Source organism: Stenotrophomonas sp. 86428_Sma (genome assembly GCF_056481585.1).
The window spans coordinates 2,784,986-2,808,909 of record NZ_CM151156.1; the positions used below are offsets into that span (position 1 = coordinate 2,784,986).

25 protein-coding genes and 1 pseudogene are annotated in these 23,924 nt (G+C 66.6%); 9 read left to right on the forward strand and 17 right to left on the reverse strand.

Features of this window, described 5'->3' with window-relative positions:
• Positions 1-18: 18 nt before the first annotated feature.
• Both ACZK3J_RS12790 and ACZK3J_RS12795 read right to left on the reverse strand, forming a co-directional pair.
• Positions 19-342, reverse strand: coding sequence for a thioredoxin family protein (locus tag ACZK3J_RS12790; RefSeq protein WP_049462508.1), 324 nt, complete (start codon positions 340-342; stop codon positions 19-21).
• 5 nt (positions 343-347) lie between these two features.
• Positions 348-764: a baeRF12 domain-containing protein gene (locus ACZK3J_RS12795; RefSeq protein WP_019337746.1), complete on the reverse strand. Its 417-nt coding sequence runs from the start codon at positions 762-764 to the stop codon at positions 348-350.
• Between the two features lie 162 nt (positions 765-926).
• Between ACZK3J_RS12795 and ACZK3J_RS12800 the strand changes: the two genes are divergently transcribed.
• From ACZK3J_RS12800 to proP, 3 genes are all read left to right on the forward strand, one after another.
• The gene (locus ACZK3J_RS12800; protein WP_049462507.1) at positions 927-1,154 is read left to right on the forward strand and encodes a hypothetical protein; all 228 of its coding nucleotides are present in this window, start codon (positions 927-929) and stop codon (positions 1,152-1,154) included.
• Positions 1,155-1,239: 85 nt separating this feature from the next.
• On the forward strand, positions 1,240-1,368 hold the full coding sequence (locus ACZK3J_RS12805) for a hypothetical protein (protein ID WP_256200907.1): 129 nt from the start codon (positions 1,240-1,242) through the stop codon (positions 1,366-1,368).
• A 263-nt stretch (positions 1,369-1,631) separates the two neighbouring features.
• On the forward strand, positions 1,632-3,119 hold the full coding sequence (gene proP, locus ACZK3J_RS12810) for a glycine betaine/L-proline transporter ProP (RefSeq protein WP_478475899.1): 1,488 nt from the start codon (positions 1,632-1,634) through the stop codon (positions 3,117-3,119).
• Between the two features lie 84 nt (positions 3,120-3,203).
• Here the strand turns inward: proP and ACZK3J_RS12815 are convergent, their stop codons facing one another.
• From ACZK3J_RS12815 to ACZK3J_RS12850, 8 genes and pseudogenes are all read right to left on the reverse strand, one after another.
• Positions 3,204-3,821, reverse strand: coding sequence for a hypothetical protein (locus ACZK3J_RS12815; RefSeq protein WP_134951452.1), 618 nt, complete (start codon positions 3,819-3,821; stop codon positions 3,204-3,206).
• Between the two features lie 109 nt (positions 3,822-3,930).
• Positions 3,931-4,557: an ATPase gene (locus tag ACZK3J_RS12820; protein ID WP_049462504.1), complete on the reverse strand. Its 627-nt coding sequence runs from the start codon at positions 4,555-4,557 to the stop codon at positions 3,931-3,933.
• A 3-nt stretch (positions 4,558-4,560) separates the two neighbouring features.
• The gene (locus tag ACZK3J_RS12825; protein ID WP_049462502.1) at positions 4,561-4,902 is read right to left on the reverse strand and encodes a type II toxin-antitoxin system prevent-host-death family antitoxin; all 342 of its coding nucleotides are present in this window, start codon (positions 4,900-4,902) and stop codon (positions 4,561-4,563) included.
• A gap of 70 nt (positions 4,903-4,972) precedes the next feature.
• A pseudogene (locus ACZK3J_RS12830) lies at positions 4,973-5,314 on the reverse strand (histidine kinase); the annotation flags it as partial.
• Between the two features lie 68 nt (positions 5,315-5,382).
• Entirely contained in the window at positions 5,383-8,505 is a 3,123-nt protein-coding gene (locus ACZK3J_RS12835) for a TonB-dependent receptor (RefSeq protein WP_478475900.1), read from the reverse strand.
• A gap of 182 nt (positions 8,506-8,687) precedes the next feature.
• Positions 8,688-9,644: a FecR domain-containing protein gene (locus ACZK3J_RS12840; RefSeq protein WP_257470886.1), complete on the reverse strand. Its 957-nt coding sequence runs from the start codon at positions 9,642-9,644 to the stop codon at positions 8,688-8,690.
• 82 nt (positions 9,645-9,726) lie between these two features.
• A complete protein-coding gene (locus ACZK3J_RS12845; RefSeq protein WP_049462496.1) occupies positions 9,727-10,230 on the reverse strand; it encodes an RNA polymerase sigma factor in 504 nt (167 codons plus the stop codon).
• Positions 10,231-10,421: 191 nt separating this feature from the next.
• Positions 10,422-11,348, reverse strand: coding sequence for a LysR family transcriptional regulator (locus tag ACZK3J_RS12850; RefSeq protein ID WP_071227968.1), 927 nt, complete (start codon positions 11,346-11,348; stop codon positions 10,422-10,424).
• Positions 11,349-11,499: 151 nt separating this feature from the next.
• On the opposite strand from ACZK3J_RS12850, the gene ACZK3J_RS12855 reads away from it, so the two are divergent.
• The 5 genes from ACZK3J_RS12855 (at position 11,500) to ACZK3J_RS12875 (ending at position 15,840) form a co-directional block, all read left to right on the forward strand.
• The gene (locus ACZK3J_RS12855) at positions 11,500-12,366 is read left to right on the forward strand and encodes a pirin family protein (RefSeq protein ID WP_478475901.1); all 867 of its coding nucleotides are present in this window, start codon (positions 11,500-11,502) and stop codon (positions 12,364-12,366) included.
• A 71-nt stretch (positions 12,367-12,437) separates the two neighbouring features.
• Positions 12,438-13,118 carry a hydrolase gene (locus ACZK3J_RS12860; RefSeq protein ID WP_071227966.1) on the forward strand — a complete coding sequence of 227 codons (681 nt, stop codon included), beginning with the start codon at positions 12,438-12,440 and terminating at the stop codon, positions 13,116-13,118.
• Positions 13,119-13,172: 54 nt separating this feature from the next.
• Positions 13,173-13,814, forward strand: coding sequence for a hydrolase (locus ACZK3J_RS12865; protein WP_005409869.1), 642 nt, complete (start codon positions 13,173-13,175; stop codon positions 13,812-13,814).
• 115 nt (positions 13,815-13,929) lie between these two features.
• The gene (locus ACZK3J_RS12870) at positions 13,930-14,319 is read left to right on the forward strand and encodes an OsmC family protein (protein WP_032129425.1); all 390 of its coding nucleotides are present in this window, start codon (positions 13,930-13,932) and stop codon (positions 14,317-14,319) included.
• A gap of 126 nt (positions 14,320-14,445) precedes the next feature.
• Positions 14,446-15,840, forward strand: a complete 1,395-nt coding sequence (locus ACZK3J_RS12875; protein ID WP_134951888.1) for an ABC-F family ATP-binding cassette domain-containing protein — start codon at positions 14,446-14,448, stop codon at positions 15,838-15,840.
• Between the two features lie 131 nt (positions 15,841-15,971).
• On the opposite strand, the gene ACZK3J_RS12880 is transcribed toward ACZK3J_RS12875, so the two are convergent.
• The 6 genes from ACZK3J_RS12880 to ACZK3J_RS12905 all read right to left on the reverse strand — a co-directional run bounded on the left by ACZK3J_RS12880 (position 15,972) and on the right by ACZK3J_RS12905 (position 22,755).
• A complete protein-coding gene (locus ACZK3J_RS12880) occupies positions 15,972-16,301 on the reverse strand; it encodes a hypothetical protein (protein WP_005409871.1) in 330 nt (109 codons plus the stop codon).
• 98 nt (positions 16,302-16,399) lie between these two features.
• On the reverse strand, positions 16,400-18,145 hold the full coding sequence (locus ACZK3J_RS12885) for a putative porin (protein WP_478475902.1): 1,746 nt from the start codon (positions 18,143-18,145) through the stop codon (positions 16,400-16,402).
• Between the two features lie 41 nt (positions 18,146-18,186).
• Positions 18,187-18,852, reverse strand: coding sequence for a cell envelope integrity protein TolA (gene tolA / locus ACZK3J_RS12890; protein WP_478475903.1), 666 nt, complete (start codon positions 18,850-18,852; stop codon positions 18,187-18,189).
• Positions 18,853-18,891: 39 nt separating this feature from the next.
• On the reverse strand, positions 18,892-19,305 hold the full coding sequence (locus ACZK3J_RS12895) for an ExbD/TolR family protein (RefSeq protein WP_005409874.1): 414 nt from the start codon (positions 19,303-19,305) through the stop codon (positions 18,892-18,894).
• A gap of 10 nt (positions 19,306-19,315) precedes the next feature.
• Entirely contained in the window at positions 19,316-21,100 is a 1,785-nt protein-coding gene (locus ACZK3J_RS12900) for a DUF2341 domain-containing protein (RefSeq protein ID WP_478475904.1), read from the reverse strand.
• A gap of 38 nt (positions 21,101-21,138) precedes the next feature.
• The gene (locus ACZK3J_RS12905; protein WP_478475905.1) at positions 21,139-22,755 is read right to left on the reverse strand and encodes a ShlB/FhaC/HecB family hemolysin secretion/activation protein; all 1,617 of its coding nucleotides are present in this window, start codon (positions 22,753-22,755) and stop codon (positions 21,139-21,141) included.
• A 201-nt stretch (positions 22,756-22,956) separates the two neighbouring features.
• Between ACZK3J_RS12905 and ACZK3J_RS12910 the strand changes: the two genes are divergently transcribed.
• Positions 22,957-23,292 carry a hypothetical protein gene (locus tag ACZK3J_RS12910; RefSeq protein WP_107433699.1) on the forward strand — a complete coding sequence of 112 codons (336 nt, stop codon included), beginning with the start codon at positions 22,957-22,959 and terminating at the stop codon, positions 23,290-23,292.
• A gap of 130 nt (positions 23,293-23,422) precedes the next feature.
• Here the strand turns inward: ACZK3J_RS12910 and ACZK3J_RS12915 are convergent, their stop codons facing one another.
• Complete coding sequence (locus tag ACZK3J_RS12915; RefSeq protein WP_180862749.1) at positions 23,423-23,887, reverse strand: general secretion pathway protein; 465 nt, start codon at positions 23,885-23,887, stop codon at positions 23,423-23,425.
• Positions 23,888-23,924 lie beyond the last annotated feature (37 nt).

Genomic DNA, 23,924 nt, shown 5'->3' on the forward strand with positions numbered 1-23,924 from the left:
CCGCGCCGGGTTCAATCATCAACCGGGAAGCGCGCTCTGCAACGACATGAGGTCCGCACTGTCCAGCGGCCTCACCACCCGCGCGACCTCTTCTCCATCGCGCAGCAGCACCACTGTCGGCCACAGCTTCACCTTGAACGCTCGCCCCAATGGCCTTCCCTTGCCATCCTCGATCTTCCAATGCGGCAGATCGTTCGCTTCGACGAAGGCCTGCAACGCGGGCTGCGCGGCCTGGCAATGACCGCACCAGGGCGCACCGAACTCCAGCACCTGCCACCCAGCCTGCGCCGCCACCCCCGCAAAGGTGGGCTCGTTCGGAAGGTGATCACGCATGAACGGCATGAGCGCTACGCCGCCAGTGCCTTCTGGATGTCTTCCAGCGGCGCGTTGGTCAGGTCCTTGGCAATATCCCCGAGCAATCGCGCCTGGACCTCTTTATGCAGCAGCGGACGGATGCGACCCAGCGTGGTCGGGTCGGCGATCAACACCAGGTGCGCATAGCGGTTCTTCAAGGCATCCTCATTGAGCTGTTCGGCCACCTGCTTGGCGAACGTCGCCTCGTTGAGCTGCGAGACCGACATGTCCTTCGGCACGGCACCCGCAGGCCCCTGCCCGGACACGCCCTGCTCACTGATGTCCTGCAGGCGCAGCTCGCCCTCCTGTTTCAGGGTCAACTGATGGTTGCTGCCCACGTTGGTAAACACCCGTGCCGAACCACCGTCGGCTACCACGATCAGCGTTCCTTCGGGAATCGTCCGCGCCATTGCATCCTCCATCAATTTGAAAAGTGGGTGTGTGCTCCACCTTATGCACGCCGATGTCACCAGAGCGCGTACAGGATGTGATTCCGTCATCGCAATCTGAAATCCGCCCTAAATTTACCGGGAGGCCTGCCGCTATGGCCTCCATCATCGCGAGGAACCGCTGTGCACGCTGGCTCACTGTTCCACGTCTGCTTCGCCACCAGCCTGGCCATTGCCGGCTGTGCCGGCTGCATCCACCAGTTCCTGCAGGGCCAACCGTTCTTCGCCCTGGCCATCATGCTCTCGGTGCTCACGATGATCGGCGCCGCACTGGTCACGCGGAAACTGGCACTGCCGGGCGCCTTGGCGATGGCCTGCACGGTGTTCGGTTTGCTGGCGAAGTCAGCCTGAGCCTTCTGAACAGGCGACGTGGAACACAGCGTGCAGATCAGCCCGCTTCGCTGCACGCTCACGCCGGTGCCGTTATGATGAACGGATGATCGACACGACCCACTACGTGACGGGCGCACCTGTTACGTGGGAAGCACTGCCGACCGGCGCTTCGCTTGCCACGATTGCTCCCGCCCTGCATTTCCATCGCCTCGCGCTGGATCCCGGCGGATGACGCCCGCAGGCCCACGGCCTGCCATCCCCACACGCTGATGTGACACGCGGCTGCCAACTGCGCGGCCGTTGTGATCCCGTTGCCGCGTTTCCGCCCTTGCGGCGGTGCTTTGCCGTGCGCGTGGCGTTGCGCCTGCACACATTCCCCGGCCCCCACGCCGCCTTCCGATGCCCCTGCGCCACTTGCGCCTGCATCGCCGTTTCCGATTTCCGGGACACACCACAGCACCCATTCCCCTATTTCATACCTACAAGGGAGCCCCTATGCAGGACACGCCCGATTCCCATGCCCACTTCGGCTGGTTCAAACGCCGCCGCCACCTGAAGGTCGATGAGATCACCGTCGTCGACAAGCCCATGCTCAAGCGCGCCGTCGGTGCCGCTGCACTCGGCAATGCCATGGAGTGGTTCGACTTCGGTGTCTACGGCTATCTGGCCGTCACCATCGGCCAGGTGTTCTTCCCGTCGAGCCATCCCACCGCACAGGTGATCGCGGCCTTCGCCACCTTCACCGTGGCATTCCTGGTGCGTCCACTCGGCGGCCTGGTGTTCGGCCCGCTCGGCGACCGCTATGGGCGCCAGAAGGTGCTGGCGTTCACCATGATCCTGATGGCGCTGGGTACCTTTGCGATCGGCCTGATTCCTTCCTACGAGCGGATCGGCATCTGGGCACCGGTGCTGTTGCTGCTGGCGCGTGTGGTGCAGGGCTTTTCCACCGGCGGCGAGTACGGCGGTGCGGCCACCTTCATCGCCGAGTATTCCACCGACCGCAACCGCGGCCTGATGGGCAGCTGGCTGGAGTTCGGTACGCTGGGCGGATACATCGCCGGCGCCGGTACCGTGACCGCGCTGCACATGCTGTTGAGCAGCGAACAGATGCTGGACTGGGGCTGGCGCATTCCATTCCTGGTGGCCGGCCCGCTGGGCCTTCTCGGCCTGTACATGCGCATGAAGCTGGAAGAGACCCCGGCATTCCGCGCCTTCGCCGAGGAAGCCGAGAAGCGCGAACATGATCGGCCCGGGCTTGGCGCGCTGTTCCAGGTGCACGGCCGCCAGCTGCTGGTGTGCATGGGCCTGGTGCTGGTGTTCAACGTGACCGACTACATGCTGTTGACCTACATGCCCAGCTACCTCAGCGTCACCATGGGCTACGCCGAGAGCAAGGGCCTGCTGCTGATCATCATCGTGATGCTGGTGATGATGCCGCTGAACATCGTCGGCGGATTGTTCAGTGACAAGCTGGGCCGCCGGCCGATGATCATCGGCGCCTGCATTGCGCTGCTGGTGCTGGCCATTCCGTGCCTGCTGCTGGTCGGCAGCGGCAACGACTGGATGATCTTCCTCGGCCTGATGCTGCTGGGCCTGGCGCTGGTGTGCTTCACCAGCTCGATGTCATCCACGCTGCCGGCGCTGTTCTATACCCCGGTGCGCTACAGCGCGCTGTCGATCGCCTTCAACGTCTCGGTGTCGCTGTTCGGTGGCACCACGCCGCTGGTCACCGCATGGCTGGTGGAACGTACCGGCGACCCGCTGGTGCCGGCCTACTACCTGATGGGCGCGGCGGTGGTCGGCCTGATCACGATGCTGTTCGTGAAGGAAACCGCCGGCCTGCCATTGCGTGGTTCACCGCCGGCCGTCGGCAGCGACAGGGAAGCTGCGGCGCTGTTGAAGAGCGATGTGCCGGTCACGGTGGACCCGAGCCTGCCGCCGCTGCCGGACGTTGCTGAGCCCGAGCAGGTGAAGCCGGCCTGAGGCTCGCCGCGAAATGCCACACGCATGGCCTGGATCTACATGGGGCCTGTGGCGCCGGGCGGATACGCCCGGCGCTACCTGGCGCTATTTCTTGATGCGGGTCAGCTTCCCCGGCGTCCAACGCAGCGTCCATGTGTAGTTTCCGTCCGGCGGACAGACGTGGCGGTTCGGGCTCTTCCATTCGCAGACCGTCGCCCCGGCACTGACGGTGAAATCGACAATGATGCGATCACCCTGGATGCGGATCGCGCGGATGGCGCCTGGAATCTGTTCAGCCGCATCGTCAGCATAGCCATACCTGCGGATGGCGGCATAGTCCTCTGCTTCCACCGGCGACAGGCTGTTCGGGTTCTCCTGGCCGCGCGGATCGTTTGCCGTCAGCGCCGTCATCACCGCCACCACATTGCGTTGCGCGAAGCTGCCGCCGGTGTAGGTGGACGTATAGAAGTACACGACCTCGGCACGGCCATCGCCATCGAGGTCGGTAACAGCGGTCCACACCGGACGGAAATCGGATTCAATGTCGTCGCCGGGAATCAGCCGCAGGTTGGCTTCGGCGGCGAGGTAGGCCTGTACCAGGCTGGGCGGCGGCGCCACCCGCTTGGACGCGGCAGGCGCGGCCGTCGCCGTCAGGCTGGACAGCGCCAGCGCAGCAAGCACCAGGCAGATCGAAGTGGAGCGGAACGTCGCAGGTCCGTGCATGTCGTCCTCCATGAGTGTGCGGTCAGTCTAACGGCAGCTCCGGTGGCGCCCAGTCGTGCACGGCGCGGTTTCGCGCGATGCGTGAAAGACATCCACACATGGCGTGGATCTACTGCGGGGTGTCCAACTCCATCGCACGCATCACGATGGGTTTGGCCCAGTCCGGCGTGTGCAGCAGTTCGGCCACCGAGACCGGATACTGCAGCTGGCCGCGCTCCATCGCCAGCACCGGGAGGGGCGCGACGCAGCCTTCTGCGTCGGCCGGCGCGCTGTTGTCGTAGACATGCAGCTCAGCCAGGTGCGGCAGCAGGTCCAACAGGTTCTCGCGCGCCGAATCGAAGCGGGCGTGGATCTTTTCCACCGGAATATCGTGGCCACCGGCCTCTACTCGCGCCGCCACGCGGGCGATGTGCAGCTCGACCGTGGCCAGGCCACAGAACCAGATCGCGACGTGATGGTGCTCGCAGGCCTCGCGCAGCAGGCGTGGAATGGTGTTGCCACCCAACGTGGTCTCGAAGGCGAAGTCCGTGCCATCGGCCATGGCCTGGCGCAGGCGGCGGGTGCCTTCCTGCCAGGCCTCGGCATTGGCTTCGGGCAGCGGCCAGCCAGCCTCGACCAGGCGGCGGGTGAACGAATCGGGGTTGAACCAGCTCAGTCCTTCGGCTTCCAGCCAGGTACCCAGCAGCGAGCTTTTGCCGGCGCCATTGACGCCGGCCAGCACCAGGATCCGCCCCATCGTTCAGAGCGGACGGCCGAGGGTGACCTTGCGGCCACGGCGGATCGGCTGGCCCAGCACCTTGCCCAGCCCCTCACCGCGCTGCAGGCTGGCCAGGGTCTGGTCGAACTCACCGCGCAGGCGCAGCAGTTCTTCACTGCGCTCATCGGCGTCACCGCCGGCGGCCCTGGCCAGCAGCTCCTGGTACGTGCGGATATCCACGATCACCGCTTCCGGATGATTGTGGTTGGTGATGACCAGTGCCTGCTTCTCGCGCACGGTGCGCATCAGGCTCGGCCAGCCACGGGTCTTCACCGACGAGGCCGGGGCCTTTTCGAGGCCAGGCAGATCCAGCGGCAGGGTCATGGCACGGCTCCAGACGGGGATAGTTGAGGCCATTATGCCCAATTTGGCCCAATTGGGGATAAATGGACCTTTACCTGACGGAACCCTCCGCCGCCGCGCCCGGAGCATCGGTCTGCAGCAGGCTGTCGCGCTCCCGCAACGGGAAGCGGATCCAGGCATCCAGGCCTTGTGGGCCAAAGCGCAGCTCCCCGCTGCCAGCCAGCTCGTACGGCACGCGCTGCTCGATCAGCGCCCGGCCCAGGCCGCGCTGGCGTGGCAGCTCCCAGTCCTCCACCTCGGCATGACGCTCGCACCAGTGCAGGCCCAGCCATGGCTGGCCGGCCTGAACCTGCAGATCCCAGGTGACCTCGATCCGGCCATCCTCATGGGTGAGCGCGCCATGCCTCAGCGCGTTGGTCGCTAATTCGTGGCGGGAGATCATTTTCATGGTATTGCTCCTTGGTTGAGGGAACTACGGGTACAACGCTTGAAGGTGGGAGATCAGAAGCGTGCGGTGACGCCGAGCTTCAGGGTGCGACCCGGGGCCGGCAGCGTGGACCGCGTGGCTGGATCGACGTAGTAGCGGTTGCCGAGGTTGCTGCCGACCAGTTCGACGCTGGCATGCTCGTTGAAGCGCCAGCGCGCATAGGCATCGACAGTGGTGATGTTTCCCCAGGTGAACGGCACGTTCTGCCAGAGCAGGCCGCTGCCACCGCTCAGCAGGCGGTCACGGTAGGCCTGCAGATCAGGGTTCTCGTGGCGCTGGTAGTGCACGATGCGGCTGCCAAGCTCCAGGCGCTCATCGAACAGGCGCGTGCCCAGCGACCAGTTGATCGACAGCTTGGGAATGGCCTGGGTCAGCAGGTAGCCACCGACGAAACCATCCTGCACGCAGTTCGGGACCAGGCCGCGGTTCGCATCCAGGAGCACCGCCGTGCTCTCGTCACACACCTCGTTTTCCAGCGTGCGGGTGATGCCCAGATCGGTGAAGAAGCGCCGGTTGTCGAAGCGGGCCTGCAGTTCGATGCCACGGATGGTCTGCTTGTCGATGTTGTCGAACAGGAAGTTGCCATCGCGCTCGATCACGTCACGGGTCTTGTGCACGTAGTACGCCAGCTTGACGTCGGCATCGGCGGTGTTGCCGAACAGGGCCGACAGGTTGTGCACGTAGCCCACTTCGTAGTTGTAGGCGTGCTCGGGCTTGAGCGCATGCAGCGGATTGAGGCTGCCGGAGAAGGCGATGGTGCTTTCGAACATGCTCGGGAAGCGCACCGCTTCGCTGTAACGCACGTAGGCACGGGCGGCCGGGGACAGGTGTGCAGTGGCCGAGAAGGTCGGCAGCCAGGCATGGTCGCGGCGGCGGCTGTTGCGTGCATCGACCGGCTGCGACTGTACGCTGTTGCCGATGTTGCAGACCTGGTCGCTGCCGGCAAACACCGGCTGCACGCCGGGAATGGCCGCCACTTCGCCATTGAGGCAGGGATTGCCGGCGCGGGTGTAGTTGCCATCGGCATCGGGCAGCCAGGGCCGCGTGTACCTGACCGGACGCGGCGTCTCGTACGGCGCCAGCAACGCACGGATGCTGTCATCGATGAACCAGCCCATGCCGCGCTTTTCCCATACGGCGCGGCGTGCTTCCAACGCGTCGATGCGGGCCTGCAGATTGGCGGGACGGGGCGGCAACTCGTTCACGGTGTACTGCGCTTCCTTGCCACCTACGCCCTTGGTCAGCAGCTCGGGGTGCGCCTCGAGGAAATCGTCGAAGGCCCAGTAGCGGCTGTAGCGCACGCCTGCATTGAGGGTAAGGAAGTCGACCGGCCGCCACTCCAGGGTGAGGTAGCCCTCGCCCTCCTGCCGGCGCCCGGCACGCGGGAACATACGCCAGCCATCGGTGGTACCGAAGTACGGATCGCTCGAGCCGAGCTTCTCGTACTGCCAGTTGCCGCCCACGGTCAGGTCCAGGGTCGAATGCAGGGCGAAGCGGTTGCTCAGGATCAGGCCGGTGCGGTCGTTGCGCGCGTTGGCCAGCGCGGTGTTGCGCAGGATCGGGCTGGCGTCCGGGTTCCATGCCGGATTACCCACTGCGAAGTTCGGGAAGCCGCCAGCACTGTAGGTATCGCTGTCCGTCTCCGTGCGCCACAGGTTGGCGTAGAGGTCCAGCCAGCGGCTGCCGGCCGGCTGGAAGCGGTATTCCAGGTTCCAGGCATCGGACGCAACCCGGCTGAGCGGCCACTGGATGCGTCCGTAGTCGGGCGCGGACAGGATGCGCGACGGCATGATCTCGCCATAGTGGGACAAGGTGCGCCGCCAGGTGGCCTTCAGCTGCTGGTCGTCGTTGATCTGCCAGCTGCCCTTGACCAGCCAGGACTCCTGTTCGCTGGAGGTATTGGGCACTTCATCGCCCGGTTTGAAGTAACGCGCCAGCGTGGTGATGTAGTCGATGCCCTGGTACTCGTACTGCTCGCGCCGGTCCTGGTCGTAGTACGCGCTTCCCTTGCTGCCGGAGAAGTAGTTGCCGCGCTTGCGCCAGGCGTAGGCAGCCATCAGGTCGACGTTGTCGCCGCGTACGCCCAGTGCCAACCGCCAGGCCTGGTCCTCGCCATCGAAGGGGTTGTTGCCGCTGCGCGACTTCACCGGCACCACCAGGGTGCGGTCGTCATAGGGTGAATTCGGCGAGCCCTGCGGGAACCCCGGCACGGTGCGGTAATCCTCGCCGGTGTGCAGGCGCGGCAGGCGCGGTGCCACCGCATTGCTGCTGCCTTCGATCTTCAGCTCCCCGCCGAAGCGCTCGCCGGCAGCAACAATGTCGTCAACGTCGATGGTCTTGATCACCAGCGCACCGCCGATCCCGCTGTGCACATCGCGCACCAGCCCTGGCCCCTTGATGACCTGGATGCCACCAATCAGGTTGGGATCGATGTAGTTGCGGTTGCTGACGCCGTTGTAGCCGCGCCAGACCGTGAGCGCCTGTTCGCCACCGTCGATGCTGACCGGCACCCGCCCGGGCCCCTGGATGCCACGGATGTTGACGTCCAGCGCGCCGCTGTTGCGCGCATCGCCGCTGAACACGCCGACCAGATCCTTGACCACGTCGGCCGGATTGGAACCACGATAGCGCTCCACCCGGTCGCGCCCCGAATACGCCGTGGTCAGGTCCAGCGCGAACACATCATCGTAGCCGCGCCGATCGCGTGCCTCACCCCCTTCCGACTGAAGGCGACCGGCCACGTCCAGTGTTTCGGTCACCCGCACCCCTTCCCCTTCACCCGCCTCCGCTGCGGCCCGCAGGCTCCAGGTACCGTCCATACCACGCTGTGCGCGCACGCCGCTGCCGCGCAGCAGCTGCTGCAGGGCCTGCATCTGGCTGTACTCGCCACTCACCGCACTGGAGCGGCGGCCCTCCACCAGGTCACTGCGGAACACCACCTGCACATCGGCCTGGCGGCCAAAGGCACGTACGGCATCAGCCAGTGGCTGCTCCGGGATGGCGTACTGGCGCACCGGCGCGACGATCGCCGGTTGTGCCTGCACGGCCGGCACCCAGGCCAGCGGCAGCAATGCGGTGGAAACGGCCAGGGCCAGAACGGTGGCGCGACGATGACAGGCGGATGCCGTGGACGACATGGACAGGAACTCCTCAAGCGTGGCTGGACCACGGGCACATCCGGTGCCGGTGGTGTGTCTGGCTTGAGGAAAAACGGTGTTTCGCTCTGGCTATACCTCTATAGACAGCGGGACACTGCAGGTGCCCACGGTTTTTTCATGTTTTTTTCATGCGGCGTATTCCGCCATGAACCGGCGGCACCTCACCACAGCACCAACGCGCCACCGGGCAAGCGCTGCACGCGCAGTCCTGCCTGCGCGGCCACCGCATCGATGGCCGTCTCCGGCTGCTGCAGGTGGAACAGGCCACTGACCCGCACGTTCGCGCCCTGCCCGCCCAGTACCAAGACCGGTGCACGCCGATAGCGGGCCAGATCGGCGATGGCCTGCGCGGCCGGCCGATCATCGATCACTACCTCGCCACGCCGCCACGGCGCCATGGTCTCGGGGTCTTCCAGCTGCACCGGCTGCAGCCAGCGGCCGTCACGGAACGCCCGTGACTGCCCGGCATGCAGGCGCTGCACACTGCCATCGCCCGGCCGCACTTCGACCACACCCTCACTGACCTGGGTGGTGACCGTGGCGTCCTGCATCGACACACTGAAGGCGGTGCCGATATCACGGACCCGGCCGCCCGCGGCCTCGACATGGAACGGGCGAGCTTCGTGCGCCACCTGGAACCAGGCCTGCCCGCGCAGAAGGCGCAGGCGACGCTGCTGGCCGTCGAACTCGACCGCCAATGCGGTGCCCGCATCGAGCACGGCGGTGCTGCCGTCTTCCAGTTGCACCACGCGTGGCGCATCGCTGCTGCGCAGGTCACTGCGTGCCAGCAGCAGCGCGTGCGGTGCCGCCGTCACCATCAGTGCGACGGCGGCGGCACTGGCCAGCAGCCATGGCAGGCGACGGCGCGGCGCGATCGGGCGCAGGCCCTCGCGATCGGTGGTGAGCTCGGGCAGCGCCGCCAGCACCTCGGGCCCGGCGGCATCCAGCCCCCGCCAGAACGCCGTCTGCTGGCGCCAGGCCAGCGCATGGCGTGGATCGGCCTGCAGCCAGCGCTGCAGGGTTCGTTGCTGGCGTTCCGGCAGCGGGCCTGCACTGCACCGGATCACCCAGCGCAACGCCTGCCTGGCCTGACGCGGCGAGGGTTCGGACGTGGTCATGGTTGTGGCCTGCCGCACCACGAACGGGTGCGCTTTCCTGTTGTGACAACGGCGGGCGCGATCTGCCCACGGCAATCGCCGCTCATCGATGCATTCCCTGCTGGTGCTGCTGGATCAACAGTGCCGCGCGCAGCACATGCTTGCCGACCAGGCTCTTGGAAATACCCAGCCGTGTGGCGATCTCGCGCTCGCTCAGGCCCAGGTAGCGGTTGAGCACGAAACACTCGCGCACCTGCGCTGGCAGCGCGAGGATGGTCTGGGTGATCTCGCGCAGCTGTGCCTGGTCCAGTGCCTGCGCCTCGCCGTCGTGGCCCGCCTCGGCCATGTCGGCGGCGTACTCGGCCATCGCGCGCCGCTCGCGGGCGTCGGCCTGGCTGCGGTTGAGCGCATGGTGATAGGCCATCCGGTACAGATAGCCGCGCGGCTCCAGGATCGGTGGATCACCGGGCACGCTGCTGGCCTTCAGGTACAGGTTCTGCAGGGTGTCCTCGGTACTGGCCGGGTCGAGATAGCGCGCGATGAAGCGAGACAACGCACGGCGCTCGCGGATCAGCAGCTCGACCAGCGCCAGGGCATTGGGAGACATAGGTGCCAAGGCCGGACCGGGGAATGATGGGCGTGATGGCGACGGTCCGGACATGGATTGTGGGCTGCGCGGCCGCAGGCGGCAAGCGAAGGCCCGTCGCGCGGCACCAGGATCATCCACGCATGGCGTGGATCTCCCAGGCGGCGCCGGATCCAGTAGATCCACGCCATGCGTGGATGTGGATGCGGAGCCTACGGTTCGTCCAACGCCTCGAAACGCTCGGCGAGGTAATCGATCAACGCGCGTACCGCCGGCAGCAGCCCACGCCGCGAAGGGAACACCGCATGCACGATGCCGTGTTTCGGCACCCACTCGGGGAGCACCGGCAGCAGCGCCCCGCTCTCCAGCTCATCGGTGATCATCATCCGCGGCAGCATCAACAGCCCGACCCCGGCCACCGCGGCTGCGCGCAACGCGATCATGTCATCGCTGACCAGGCGCGGGCGGTGATGCACGCTGGCCTGGATCTCGCCGGGCCCACTGTATTCCCACACATGCTGCTGACTGGGCGAGGCCAGATCGACGGTCGGCATCATCGCCAGGTCGGCCGGCACCTGCGGCGTGCCCAACCGTTGCAGCAGCGCCGGGCTGGCACTGGTGCACCAGACCCGGCGTGCCAGCACGCGCACCACCAGGTCGCTGTCTTCCAATGGCGGCGGCCGTACCCGGATCGCCACATCCACGCCCTCGCCCACCACGTCCACGCGGCGGTTGGTGGCGTCCAGCTGCACCGTCACCTGGGGGTGCAGGGCCAGGAAGTCGGCCAGCATCGGGCCGATGCGCGCGTGCAGGATCGCGATCGGGCACGCCAGGCGGATGGTGCCGCGCGGCTCGGCGCGTGACATCGCTATGGCTTCTTCGGCCGCCTCGGCCTCGACCAGCATTGCCTTGCAATGGCGGTAGTAGTCCTGGCCGACCTCGGTGACCGAGAAACGCCGGGTCGAGCGCTGGATCAGGCGCACGCCCAACCGTTCTTCCAGCAGCGCGATGCGCCGGCTCAGTTTCGACTTCGGCATGGCCAGCGCCCGCCCGGCCTGCGAGAAGCCGCCGTGCTCGACCACCATGGCGAAATAGAACAGGTCGTTGAGGTCACAACGGCGGATATCTGCGATGAACACGGGGCGATCTCCTGCGGCCCACGGCCTGCCGCCATTGTTCACCAGATAGGACTATGACGGCAAATGTTGGCGTCTACCGGCCCAATTGTCGCGGCGATATCGTCTCCTGCAACGAAGAACAGCGGCCGGCAGCCCCGGCCAGGAGATCGCCATGAAGCGTGTCACCGGTACCTACAGCGCCCCCCGCCCGCACTGGGTGGGCGATGGATTCCCCGCCCGCTCGATGTTTTCCTACAACACCCACGGCCAGCACCTGAGCCCGTTCCTGCTGCTGGACTATGCCGGCCCGTACAGCTTCGCCCCCAGCGATACCCCGCGTGGGGTCGGCCAGCATCCGCACCGCGGTTTCGAGACGGTCACCATCGTCTATGAGGGCGAGGTCGCGCACCGCGATTCGACCGGGGCCGGGGGCACCATCGGCCCGGGTGACGTGCAGTGGATGACCGCCGCCTCCGGCATCCTCCACGAGGAGTTCCATACGCCGGAATTCAGCAGGCGCGGTGGCACGCTGGACATGGTGCAGCTGTGGGTCAATCTGCCGGCCCGGGACAAGATGGGTGCGCCGGGCTACCAGACCCTGCTCGATGCAGACATTCCCTCGGTGGATCTGCCCGACGGCGCCGGACGCGTGCGGGTCATCGCCGGCCGCTTCGACGGCCACGCCGGCCCGGCGCGTACCCACACGCCGATGGATGTCTGGGACATCCGCCTGCAGCAGGGCCACCACGCCGAACTGCCGGTGGCCGATGGCCGCACGCTGGCGCTGGTGGTGTTGAAGGGCCAGGTCCGGATCAACGGCGGCCAGCCGGTCGGCGAGGCGCAGCTGGTCACCTTCGACCGCAGCGGCGAGGACGTGTTCGTCGACGCCGACAGCGACGCCACTGTGCTGCTGCTCAGCGGCGAGCCGATCGACGAGCCGGTGGTGGGCTATGGCCCGTTCGTGATGAACAGCCAGGCCAAGATCAGCCAGGCGGTCAACGATTTCAACAGCGGCCGCTTCGGCCGGATCGCGCACTGAGCGCTTCCGCGCGGCGGGTGATGACCCGCCGCGCCAATGGGCCATCGCCCACCTTCCCCAGGAGACTGACCATGAGTACCCCCGCCAACTTCAATGGTGCCCGCCCGGTGATCGATCCGGACAACGCCGCGATGCTGCTGATCGACCACCAGAGCGGCCTGTTCCAGACCATCGGTGACATGCCATTCACCAGCGTGCGCGCCCACGCCACTGCGCTGGCGAAGATGGCCACGCTGGCAAAGATGCCGGTGATCACCACCGCCTCGGTCCCGCAGGGCCCGAACGGCCCGCTGATCCCGGAGATTCACGACGCGGCCCCGCATGCCCAGTACGTGGCGCGCAAGGGTGAGATCAACGCTTGGGACAATCCGGAATTCGTTGCTGCAGTGAAGGCCACCGGCCGCAAGCAGCTGATCATCGCCGGCACCATCACCAGCGTGTGCATGGCCTTCCCGTCGATCGCCGCCGTGGCCGATGGCTACCAGGTGTTCGCGGTGATCGATGCCTCGGGCACCTATTCGAAGATGGCCGAAGAGATCACCCTGGCCCGCGTGGTGCAGGCCGGCGTGGTGCCGATGGACACCGCCGCGGTGGCCTCGGAAATCCAGCGCAGCTGGAACCGCGACGATGCCCAGCAGTGGGCCGAGGTCTACACGAAGATCTTCCCGAACTACCAGCTGCTGATCGAAAGCTACCTGAAGGCGCAGGACGTGCAGAAGAACCAGGAGCAGCTGGATTCGCAGCGCAGCTGAGCTGCCCCCGGGGTGCCGGCCAGCCGCCGGCCCCCTCCCAACCGGAGACCCACCATGTCCAGTGAACCGATCCGCGACCCGGCCAGCGACCACCTGCTGACCCCGCAGAATTCCGCCTTCATCATCATCGACTACCAGCCGGTGCAGGTGAACTCCATCGCCTCGATGGACCGCCAGCTGCTGGTCAACAACATCGTCGGCACCGCCAAGGCCGCTGTGGCTTACGGCCTGCCGATCGTGCATTCGACGGTCAACGTCAAGACCGGCCTGAACAAGCCGCCGATTCCGCAGCTGCGCAAGGTGCTGGGCGACTACCCCACCTACGACCGCACCACCATCAATTCCTGGGAAGACGTCGAGTTCCGCAAGGCGGTGGAGGCCACCGGCCGCCGCAAGCTGATCATGACCGCACTGTGGACCGAAGCCTGCCTGACTTTCCCGGCCCTGGATGCGTTGAAGGAAGGCTATGAGGTGTACGTGGTGGTCGATGCCGTTGGCGGTACCTCGCTGGCGGCGCATGACGCAGCACTACGCCGCATCGAACAGGCCGGGGGCCAGTTGATCAGCGTGCCGCAGCTGTTCTGCGAGCTGCAGCGCGACTGGGCCCGCTCGGAAACGGTGCCGGCTTTCATGAATCTCTTCATTGAAACCGGTGGTACGGCAGGCATCCAGTTCTCGTACGATCGTACCGAGTGATTTCGTGGCGGCGCTGGCCTTGGCTGGCGCCGCCTTTTGGAGCAGTCGAGCACGGCTCGACTTTACAGTGGGTTGGTCGAGCATGGCTCGACGCTATAGACAGATGGAGACTCCGATGGCCTACGCGCGCATTGTTTCGACCGGCGACAACTACCTGCACCACATCAGCAATGGCAGCTTTGATGTGGACGCGGACGAGCCCGCCTCGCTGGGCGGCCAGGGCAAGGGCTTCGCCCCCTTCGATCTGTACCTGGCCTCGCTGGCCGCCTGCACCGCCATCACCCTGCGCATGTATGCGCAACGCAAGGGCTGGGAGCTGGGCGAGTTCCATGCCGAGCTGCGCTCGGAACGCGACGAAGATGGACGCTTCCACGTGCACCGCGTGCTGCATGCCAGCGCCGAGCTGAGCGATGCGCAGTGGCAGCGGTTGCTGGAGGTGGTGGAAAAGACCCCGGTGACGCTGGTGATGCGTGAAGGTGCACGGATCACCAGCGAGCGCGGCTGAAGGAGGTCTGGCCCACCTGCGGCGGATCTTGGCCGGTTCCTCGCTTGTTCCGGCCTCGCCCCTGTTCCAAGCTGCGCGTCCGCGTTCGGATGCAGTGAGCGCGCAGCAACAGGAGGACCGCACGCGATGTTACGTGCCCATGCTTTGGATCTGGATTTCAACGGCCGCGCCTTGCTGGCCGACGTCAACCTGCACCTGCCCTCAGGTGCCCGCATCGCCCTGATCGGCGACAACGGCAGCGGCAAGAGCTGCCTGCTGCAGATGTTGGCCGGTACTCTGGTGCCCAGTGGCGGGACCATCATCCGCCGCGATGGCGCACGCATCGCCTACGTGCCGCAGCACGTACTGGATGACTCCTCTCGCAGCGGCGGCGAGCAGATGCGCCATGCGCTCGCCCGCGCGCTCGATGCCGCCCCCGATGTACTGCTGCTCGATGAACCCAGCAATCACCTGGACCGCAGTGCACGCCGCTCGCTGATCGCGCGCCTGCGCCAGTTCCACGGCGCACTGTTGGTGGCCACCCACGATGAAGCCCTGATCGATGCGCTCTGTAATGAGCTCTGGCACATACGTGGCGGGCGCGTGAGCCACTTCGGCGGCCGCTACCGCGACTATCAGGCGGACCTGCAGCAGCGACGCGAGGCCAGCGACCGGCAGCTGCGCCAGCTGGATCAGGAGCGCGGCCAGGCCCATGAGGCGTTGATGCGCGAACAGCAGCGCGCTGCCAGCTCGCGGGAACGCGGTGTGCGCAAGGTGGAACAGCGCAAGTGGGGCGGCGTGCGTTCAGCCACCAAGCTCGGCCGTGGCAATACCACCGCCGGCAGCAAGCAACTGCTGATCCGTGAGCAGCAGGAAGACATCGTGGCTCGTCGCAATGACCTGCAGCGGGAGACCATCATCGAGCCTACCTTCGCGTTGCCGGCCGGCTGGCGACGTGAGGGAGTGGTGGTGCAGCTGACCGACGCCAGCGTGGCGCATGCCACGGAAACGGTGCTGGGTGGACTGCATCTGCGCCTGGATGTCGGCGATCGCCTGGCGATCACCGGTGACAACGGCAGCGGCAAGTCCACGCTGGCACGCGCGCTGTGCGGCGACCCAAGCATCCGCCGTGATGGTGACTGGTTGCTGCCGCCAGCTGATCAGATCGCCCTGCTCGACCAGCACTACCGGGACCTGCCGATGCAGGCCACGCCTCTCCAGGCGCTGTCTGCCCAGATGCCGGACTGGAGCCAGACCCAGTGCCGGCTGCACCTGGCCGACTTCCTGTTCCGCGGCGATGCCACGGCGCAGACGCCCGTGTCCGCATTGTCCGGTGGCGAACGGGCGCGGCTTTCATTGGCATTGATGGCGGCCAAGCCCCCAGCGCTGCTGGTTCTGGACGAACCAACCAACAACCTGGACATGACGCTGCGGATGCACCTGCTGCAGGTGCTGCGGATGTTCCCGGGCACTTTGGTGGTGGTGTCGCATGACGACGCGTTTCTGCAGGCGCTGGAACCGGGACAGGTGCTGGCGTTGTAGCTGCGGCCGAGTGTGGCCTATCCACATACGGCGTGGATCTACTGTAGAGCCGAAGGCAACGGCAGGGGCTGTTGCCAACGTCGCGTGCACCCGCCCGAAAAGCCGAGCATGAGCCCGGCTCTACGGAAGGCTCAGCGCCGCGAATGCAGCACGGTGCGCTGGCGCATCGCGTTGAATTCCTGCTCCACCTGCTGGATGTCCTCGGCCTGGAAACCGGCCGCATCCAGCAGCTGGTCGGCGGCAGCCGCCGCCAGCGGATCATCGTCACGCTGGCGCCAGCAGCGCGCCGGCAGGAAATAGCCCACTTCGCTGCGCCCGCGCATGATCACCACCGGCCGGCCCGCATACAGCAGGAACTCGGCCAGGTGCTGGCGCAGGCCCTCCACTGAAACATAGGCCGGTCCAACACCCAGCATCTGGCTGGACGGTTCGGGACTCTCGAACAGCTTGCGACGGCTCATCCACTCCTCCTTTTGAACAACGCGTGGTCTCCTTTCCTTAGACGGGCGCATCGCTGCGCCCCCGCCACGCACTACGTGATCCGCATCACGCCCGCCACTCAGAAGCCGGTGTTGAACTCCAGCTGGAACACGTCGATCGACAGCGGCGCACCGGACACTTCCTTGGCCGCCATCCACTTGCCGCTGATCCAGCTGCGCGCGTCCAGCGCGTAGGCACCGCCCACGTAATAACCGCGGGCGTTGGTGCCGCCCAGGTGGAAGTTCGGATCGTTGTAGGCGTCGGGCAGCGCGTCGGCCTCAATGTGCTTGTAGCCCATCAGTGCCTGCCACTGGCCCTTCTCCTTCAGCTCGGTGGCACCGAAGGTGGCCTGCAGCATCCAGGCGGTGTCGCCGCTGCGGAAGGTATCGATGCCGACAGTATCGCCGGCGCCGTAGTTGTTGACGATGCCGTTCTGGGCACGACTGAACATGGCCTGCTTGTCGTAGGCCAGGTTGCGGATGTAGTCGCCATCCAGGCGCAGACCGATGCCCTGCGCCAGCTGCGTGTCCCAGCGCAGGTTCAGCGTGGCCAGGCGGAAGGCCGAGGCCAGGCCGACATACTGCGGGGTCGGCGTACCGGCCGGATCCACCGGATTGCGCGCGATGTTGCGGATCAGCATCAGGGTGTTGCCCTTCTGCATGAACGCCGGGCGCGACCAGTCGGTGTCGCAGCCTACCGCGCCCGAATACAGCGAGCACGTTGAGGACAGGCGGCCGCTGATGTTCTTGAAGTCGTAGTAGCCCAGCGCGGCACGCAGCGCGTTGTCATCGTTGAAGCGCCAGTTCACGCCTACCTGGGCACCGGACAGCCACTTGTTCTCGTTCGGAGTCTTGACCTTGCTCTGGCTCGGCGAGCTGTCGGAGGTGTACTCCAGCGGCACCACCGCGAGGTTGCCGAACAGGTCGAGGTCGCCACCATCGAAGTCATACTTCAGGTTCGCGGCCAGGCCATCGAAGTTGAGATCGCTGGAGAACAGCGTGTCGCTGGTCCAGAACGGATTGCCGAAGCGGCCGCCACGCACCGTCACCCAGTCCGCCGGGCTGTAGGCCAGCCAGGCCTGGTCCAGCCACACGTCCTTCTTGCTCAGGCCGCCACCCAGCTGCTCGGTGGTCGACACCGGGCCGTTGCCGCTGCCGCTGGCCAGGCGCACGCCGGCCGTGGTGTGCTGGCCAATGGTTGCCTCGATGCCCAGGCGGGCACGGATGCGCCACAGGTTGCGGCGGTCCTGGCGGGTGTTGAGCAGCGGCGGCAGCTGCAGGTTGGTATTGGTGTTGGTGTCGAAGCCGTTGCCGGCGTTGATCGACGACCAGTTGCTCACGATGTCGCTGTTGCGCTCGGAGTAGAAGCGCGACTCGCTGCGCACACGCATGTCACCGGTGACCTTGATGCGCTTGGTCCACTCGGCCACTTCGTTGGGTGCCGCCCAGCCTTCCGATTTCGCCTGCGCCATCACGTCCTGGCGCACTTCGTCACGGATACCGTCGCGCACGCTCTGCGGTACGTACGGCACGCGCACGTCACCGGCCTCCAGTGCCACGCCACCGCTCGCCGCGGTGCTGCCCGTGGCTGCAGTGCGCTGTGCGGCCGCCGCTTCGGCCTCGGCCTGTACCAGCAGTGCCTGGCCGTCTTCGGGTTTCAATGCACCGCTGGCGATCAGGCCCTTGATCAGCTTGACCATGGTGGTTTCGGCCGCCATCGCACCGGCCGGGGCGGCCAGGCTGAGCAGCACGGCGCAGCACAGCAGCGCCCGTCGGGCCGGCCGCGGGCGGCGGGAGTCGGTTCGTGCGCGGACGTGGTCGTTCATCACGGTTCTCATCGAAAGAAGGGAAATCACGGAAGTCGGAGTCAGGCCCCGGGCCGGCGGCCCTGGATCAGGACGCGGGCGGGGAAATCGAGTGACGGCGGCGGTGCCTGGTCAACCTTGCCGATGCGACGCAGGGCATCGAGCACGGCCGCGTCGGCCTCCTCGTTGCCACTGCCGCGTACCAGTTCGACCTTTTCCAGGCGGCCGTCGTTGGCCAGCCACACATTCACCTGCAGCTGGAACGCCAGGCGCTTGACCTTGTCGTCGCGCGAGATCGCCTGCTGCATCAGGTAGCCCAGGTAGCGGCCGTAGGTAGCGTTGCCGGCGCCACCACGGCCAACGCCGGACGAACCGCCACCACTGCCGGACTGGATACCGAAGTTGTCACCACCGGCCTGCGCGTCGGCATTCATCGTCACCGGATCGCTGTTATCCGGCGTCGGCGTCGGCTCTTCGGCCGGCGTCGGCTGATCCAGCGGCTCTGGTTCGGGCATCGTCTCTTCCGGCGGTGTCTCCGGCTCCGGTGGTTTTTCCGGGGGCGGCGGGGGCGGCGGCGGAGGGGGTGGCAGCGCCAGCATCGGCGGCTGCACCACCGGCCGACGGGTGCTGGCGGTGTCCTTGAACAGCAGCCACCACGCCGCGATGCCAAGCACCAGCAACGCGGCCAGCACCAGCGCGACGGTCACCAGCAACTGGCGACCGCGCATGCCGGGCTCCGGCCGAGGGGGTTGATGGGCCGTCATGCCTCAGCCCTGCGCCTTGCCGGTGACCAGGCCGACCTGGGCCAGCTCCAGCCGCCGCAGCAGGTCCAGTACCTCGACCACGCGGGCGTACTGCACCTGCGCATCACCGCGCACGATCACCGGGAAATCCGGCGTGGTCGCGCGCTCGGTGCGCAGCCGGTCTTCCAGCTCGGCCATCGTCACCGGGTAGGCATCCAGGAACACCTGGCCACTGGGGTCGATGGTGATCGCCTTGGTCTTCGGCTTTTCCAGGGCCACGCTGTTGCTGGCCTTCGGCAGATTGACCTCGATGCCGGGGATGGAGGCGTTGCTGGTCAGGATGAAGATCACCAGCACCACCAGCAGCACGTCGACGAAGGGCGTCACGTTGATGCCCTTCTCGCGCTTCTTGATGCCGAACTTCGCCTTCTGGCCCATGGCGCGCCCCTCAGCCCTGGACCGCGGCCGGGCCGCGCCCGTCCTGCTCTTCGGCCAGGCGCGCGGCGAACTCGTCGATGAACACCGCCATGTCCGCGCCGATCGCTTCGGCACGCGCACCCAGGTAGTTGTAGCCGAACAGTGCCGGGATCGCGACGCCGAGGCCGGCCGCGGTACACAGCAGCGCCGCGGCCATGCCGGGCGCCACCGAGTTGATGTCCACCGCGCCGGCCATCGCCGCCACCACGAACACCAGCATGATGCCGATCACGGTGCCGAACAGGCCCACGTACGGCGCACCTTCGATGGTGGTCGACAGCCAGTTCATGCGCCGCGCCATCGCTTCCTGCTCGCGCACCATCACCGCATCCATCGAGGCACGGATCGCGGCGATGGTGGCGCCACTCAGGTAGCCACTGTTGCCGTCGCGCTGGTGGCGCTGCTGCATTTCATCGATGGCCACCTGGTAGATGCGCCACAGCGAGCCGTCGTGCATCGCGGTCGGCGCCTTGCCCTGGCGGTCCATCTCGGACAGAGTGCGCAGCGGCACACCGGACAACTTGCCGAAGCTTTCGGTGAATACCGCGTTGGCCTTGCTGGTGCGGCCGAAGTGGCGGCTCTTGGCAATCATGATCGCCCATGACATCAGCATCATCAGGCCGAGGATGGCGACCACCACCCAGGCATCGAACGGCATCGCCTTGAGAATGAAGCCGAAGTGGCTCTGGCCGGCCGACTGCTCATCGGCGCCGTAGCTGATCAGGCGCGAGTCGGCACCCTGCGCAGTGGCATCGGCCAGCAGCAGCGCCGCCGGACGTGCAACCCGCGAGATGCGCAGCTCATCCAGAGCGCCTTCGAAGTTGGCCAAAGGCTGTGCAGCACCCGGGGCATCGGCGCCCACCACCGGCGCGGTACCCAGCGCCGGCAGCTCGCCGCTCAGCTGGGCCACTACACGGCCGTTGAGGTACAGCTGCAGCGCGCCCTTCTCCGCGGTCAGTGCCACGTGCGCCCACTGCCCTTCCGGAATCGGCTGTGCCGGCGTGCTGCGCTGGCCATTGAGTTGCACGAATGGCACCCGGTTCTCGATACCGACCACCAGCTCGGACGCGCCATCGCGACGGGCATAGATTGCCTGCGCCGCATTGTTGCTGCCCGGCTTGATCCAGGCCGAGAGGGTCAACGGCGCGCCAGCTTCCTGTGCCAGCGAGGCGCTGGCCGGCAACGGCAGCGGGCCTGCGCCCAGCTGCACGCCACGACCGATCACCGCGCCCTCGGACGGCGGCACGACGGCGCCGGCGTTGTTGCCGTAAGCGGTGGTGTCGCGCGCCGGCGCATTGGCCTCGGCAAAGTGGTAGACCAGCGTGTAGTCCGGGTCGAACACCTGCTGGCCGTTGCCGCTGGCCGGTGCCTTCTCATTGCCGTAGTACATCCAGATCGTCTGCGGCGCGGCGGCGCTGACTGCCGGCACGTCCACCCAGACCAGGGCCAGGCCCAGCTTGGGATCGAACTGTTCGATCTGATGGGCCAGCACGGTGCGGCCATCGCCCGACACGAAGCGCAGGTCGTTGCCCGCGTCCTGGGTACCGTCGAAACCGAAGTTGCCGGTATGCAGGCGCAGCAGCAGCGGCGTGCGGCCCGGGTCACCGGCCAGGCCCGCGCCCTGCGGGCCGGCGTCGACGGTGATCGGCTTGCGGTACTTCCATTCGGCCTGCCACCAATTGGCATCGGCCGCAGCAGCAGGCAACGCAACCAGCGCGGCCAGCAGCAGCAACACTCGGGAAAGCAAACGGTCCATGCGAAGGGTCTCCGGAGAACGCATGTTCAAGGGATGGGTCAGTAACTGGTGCTGATGTTGAAATGCAGGCGCGGGTCGTCCTTGCGCGTGACCGGGCCATCGGCATAGGGCCAGGCGTAGTCCAGGCGCAGCTGCAGGTGCTCACCCAGGCGCAGCTGCGCGCCCAGGCCGACCGAGGCCAGGTTGTACTTGTCACGCTGTTCGGGCAGCGGCTGGCGCAGGCGCAGGTAGGCGGCGTCGGCAAAGCTGTAGACGCGCAGATCCGTGCCGCTCCACAGCGACCACGCCGGGGTACGCCATTCCAGGCTGGCCAGGCCGCCGTAGTCGCCGATCGCCTCGGCCGACAGATAGCCGCGCACGGTGTACATGCCACCGGCGGCGAACTGCTCGGCCGACACCAGCGGTGCGTCGGTCACCTGCAGCGAGCCGCGCGCGTACCACTGCCAATCGCTGCCGAAGGTGTGGGTGTTGGCCACATCGGCCTTGAACGCGATGAAACTGGGGTCCGCCCAGTAGCGCTTCTGCCCGAATCCGATGGCATCGCTGCCATAGCCGAACAGGCGGCGGGTGCCGGCCACCAGCTGGGTGTTGATGCTCAACTGATCCTGCTCGCCCTGGCGCACACCGACAAACGCCAGGGTGATCGGCGCGTACTTCAGCGGCGTCTTCAGGCTTTCCTTGCCCATCTGCGTGTCTTCCTCGGTGTCCTTGAAGTCCACGCCGAGGCTGAGCTGGCGCCACCACTGGCTGCTGCCGGCCAGTCGATAGTTGAGCTTGAGACCGATCGAATGGCCGTTGCCGATCACATTGGTTCCGGTGCCGGTACCGACCTGTCCGCCCGCGTTCAGCACGCGGCTGTCGGACTTGTAGCCGGACGCTTCCAGGCTCCACGGCGTGCCCTCGAACGGCATCATGTACGAGGCCGAGAACACCTTGGCCTGCTTGGTATCTTCCGGCGCCAGGTACACGCCGATGTTGGCGCTGTGCCCGCGCTTCCACAGGTTGTCGTAGGCCAGCGATGCACTCAGGCGCAGCTTCTCGGTGTCGGCGCTGTGGTCGTTGTTGAGCGCCGCGCTGGCACGCCACGGCGACTTCTCCTCGACCTGCAGGTCCACATCCATCGTGCCCGGCACCTGACCCTCGCGCACCAGCGGCATCACCTGCCGACGTCCACCTTCATTCAGCGCGGTCAGTTCCTTCTGCGCCTGGTCGAAGTCCGGCACCTTGCCCTCGGCAAGTGCCGGCACGCGTTCGCGGATGCGTTCGGACGATTCGTGCTTCGTGCCTACGACCCGCAGCTGCCCGATCGGCGTCTGCTGCACCTTCAGCAGCACCACGCCACCACTGACCTGCTGCTCGGGCAGCTCGACGTAGACCGACTGGTAGCCTGCCTGCTGGTACAGCGCATTGACGGCATCGCGCGCCTTCTCGACATCGGCCAGGGTCTTGCCCGGGCCGAGGAACGGCTCCACCGCACGTTCGATCTGGCGCGGATCGAGCACGGTGTTGCCGCGCACGATGTATTCATTGATGTTCACGCTGGGCGCAGGCGCCGCGTCCTGCGCGAACAATGGCAGCGGCATCGCGGCCAGAGCCAGCACCAGCGGATGCAGGCGCAGCGGAAGGCGGACGGCTCGGCACGGAACAGGAGTCATCGAAGGCATCGCGTCGTATCGAAGGGAGTGGCCAGGGAGCGGCGCGTGGGTCTATCAACAGGACGTGTACGTCGCGTCAAAACCGCCAATAGTTTTGTGACAGTGCTGTCATCTTTTGACAGCGCCGGAACAGTTGCAGGCGGACACTGTCTTCGCCATACGTCTTCATTGCTGAGCGTCGGTTTTCGCAGGAGATTCAAGATGAGTGAGTCGTTGAAGGCGGGCCTTCGCCCTGCCCTCGCCCTTGCCTTGTTGCTGGCGTTGCCATCGGCCTGGGCCGGAGAGACGAAGAAGCAGGACGATGCCGCACCCTGCATCGAAGTACAGGTCAACGGCGAGCGCATCCCCGCCTGGGAGTGCCTGCAACGCAAACTGGCCCCGGCACCGAAATCGGCGAAGTCACCGGCGCTGCCTGAAGCCGAACGCCTGATGCGGCAGCCGGGCAACCAGCTGATGCAGTACAACCTGGAAGGCACACGACAGCGCATGGGCGATGCCTTTGGTCGTTCGGTGGAACCGCAGCGTCCGGCGCGTTGAGCCTGCGCAGCTGTAGAGCCGGGCCCGCGCTCGGCAGGATTCTGTAGAGTCGAGCCATGCTCCACTGGATTTTGTAGAGTCGAGCCTTGCTCGACTGTTCTTCCAGACGCAGCCGAGCGTGGGCTCGGCTCTACAGGGAGCCGGCGGGCACGATGCCATCGCTTGGCACCGGTGGCAGCGCGGGCACCGGCAGGCTGCGCGATTGCCCGGCCTGGTTCAGTTCCACTGCGCTGGCACTGATGCTGGCCAGTACCGTGCAGGGTCCGAGTCGTTGGCCGGGCGCATACGCTTCCGCTGGGCGTCCATCTACCGAGAGCAGGGCCAATGGCGCATGGTCACCCGCCATCACGCCCAGCACCACCACCTCGGTCTGCACCGCGCCGGGCGACAGCAGCCGCACCAACGGCAGGCTGGCCACTGCATCGAACATCGGCCGTACCGGCGCCTCGGCATGCGCTTCGCTCGCGGCCGCCGCTGGCGCCACCGCAGACAGGGTGACGCTCCAGTAGGCCACCACGGCCAGCAGCAGCGTCGCCGCCAGCAGGGTCAACATCCGATTCCGATCCCAGCGCCTGCCGTCCATGTTCCACATCATCGCCACGTTCGTGTCCGCCTACGCTAGCAGGTGCGGC

Coding starts and splice junctions, on each gene's coding strand:
- ACZK3J_RS12790 (WP_049462508.1), bottom strand. CDS start 342: ATGCCGTTCATGCGTGATCACCTTCCGAACGAGCCCACCTTTGCGGGG.
- ACZK3J_RS12795 (WP_019337746.1), bottom strand. CDS start 764: ATGGCGCGGACGATTCCCGAAGGAACGCTGATCGTGGTAGCCGACGGT.
- ACZK3J_RS12805 (WP_256200907.1), top strand. CDS start 1,240: ATGATCGACACGACCCACTACGTGACGGGCGCACCTGTTACGTGGGAA.
- proP (WP_478475899.1), top strand. CDS start 1,632: ATGCAGGACACGCCCGATTCCCATGCCCACTTCGGCTGGTTCAAACGC.
- ACZK3J_RS12815 (WP_134951452.1), bottom strand. CDS start 3,821: ATGCACGGACCTGCGACGTTCCGCTCCACTTCGATCTGCCTGGTGCTT.
- ACZK3J_RS12820 (WP_049462504.1), bottom strand. CDS start 4,557: ATGGGGCGGATCCTGGTGCTGGCCGGCGTCAATGGCGCCGGCAAAAGC.
- ACZK3J_RS12825 (WP_049462502.1), bottom strand. CDS start 4,902: ATGACCCTGCCGCTGGATCTGCCTGGCCTCGAAAAGGCCCCGGCCTCG.
- ACZK3J_RS12835 (WP_478475900.1), bottom strand. CDS start 8,505: ATGTCGTCCACGGCATCCGCCTGTCATCGTCGCGCCACCGTTCTGGCC.
- ACZK3J_RS12840 (WP_257470886.1), bottom strand. CDS start 9,644: ATGACCACGTCCGAACCCTCGCCGCGTCAGGCCAGGCAGGCGTTGCGC.
- ACZK3J_RS12845 (WP_049462496.1), bottom strand. CDS start 10,230: ATGTCTCCCAATGCCCTGGCGCTGGTCGAGCTGCTGATCCGCGAGCGC.
- ACZK3J_RS12855 (WP_478475901.1), top strand. CDS start 11,500: ATGAAGCGTGTCACCGGTACCTACAGCGCCCCCCGCCCGCACTGGGTG.
- ACZK3J_RS12860 (WP_071227966.1), top strand. CDS start 12,438: ATGAGTACCCCCGCCAACTTCAATGGTGCCCGCCCGGTGATCGATCCG.
- ACZK3J_RS12865 (WP_005409869.1), top strand. CDS start 13,173: ATGTCCAGTGAACCGATCCGCGACCCGGCCAGCGACCACCTGCTGACC.
- ACZK3J_RS12870 (WP_032129425.1), top strand. CDS start 13,930: ATGGCCTACGCGCGCATTGTTTCGACCGGCGACAACTACCTGCACCAC.
- ACZK3J_RS12875 (WP_134951888.1), top strand. CDS start 14,446: ATGTTACGTGCCCATGCTTTGGATCTGGATTTCAACGGCCGCGCCTTG.
- ACZK3J_RS12880 (WP_005409871.1), bottom strand. CDS start 16,301: ATGAGCCGTCGCAAGCTGTTCGAGAGTCCCGAACCGTCCAGCCAGATG.
- ACZK3J_RS12885 (WP_478475902.1), bottom strand. CDS start 18,145: ATGAACGACCACGTCCGCGCACGAACCGACTCCCGCCGCCCGCGGCCG.
- tolA (WP_478475903.1), bottom strand. CDS start 18,852: ATGCGCGGTCGCCAGTTGCTGGTGACCGTCGCGCTGGTGCTGGCCGCG.
- ACZK3J_RS12895 (WP_005409874.1), bottom strand. CDS start 19,305: ATGGGCCAGAAGGCGAAGTTCGGCATCAAGAAGCGCGAGAAGGGCATC.
- ACZK3J_RS12900 (WP_478475904.1), bottom strand. CDS start 21,100: ATGGACCGTTTGCTTTCCCGAGTGTTGCTGCTGCTGGCCGCGCTGGTT.
- ACZK3J_RS12905 (WP_478475905.1), bottom strand. CDS start 22,755: ATGACTCCTGTTCCGTGCCGAGCCGTCCGCCTTCCGCTGCGCCTGCAT.
- ACZK3J_RS12910 (WP_107433699.1), top strand. CDS start 22,957: ATGAGTGAGTCGTTGAAGGCGGGCCTTCGCCCTGCCCTCGCCCTTGCC.
- ACZK3J_RS12915 (WP_180862749.1), bottom strand. CDS start 23,887: ATGATGTGGAACATGGACGGCAGGCGCTGGGATCGGAATCGGATGTTG.